At 71.4% G+C, this 220-nt stretch carries 1 pseudogene; it reads right to left on the bottom strand.

What is annotated here, in order from left to right:
* Nucleotides 1-201: pseudogene (locus ACLQ25_RS32940) on the bottom strand (RICIN domain-containing protein); the annotation flags it as partial.
* Between the last annotated feature and the right edge of the window lie 19 nt (nucleotides 202-220).

The raw sequence follows: 220 nt of genomic DNA, 5'->3' as shown, positions 1-220 counted from the left end.
AGGCGTCGTGGGGTCGCCGCCGCCGATGGTGTCGCCCCAGCCGTAGCGGATCCGGTCGGCGCCGGAGGTGTTGCGGACGGTGAGGTTGGGGTCGGTGCCGCTGCCGGTGAGGGCGTACATCGAGTACCAGTCGTAGCCGATGGTGCCGGGTTTGCCTCCGAGGGCGGGCCAGTAGGTGCCGCCCATCTGGTTGTCGCGCATGACCTGGGCCATGGCGCGG

Origin of the sequence: Micromonospora sp. DT44, from assembly GCF_049841635.1 — a bacterium.
Lineage (GTDB): Bacteria > Actinomycetota > Actinomycetes > Mycobacteriales > Micromonosporaceae > Micromonospora.
This window is presented reverse-complemented; position numbering and strand designations above follow the sequence as displayed.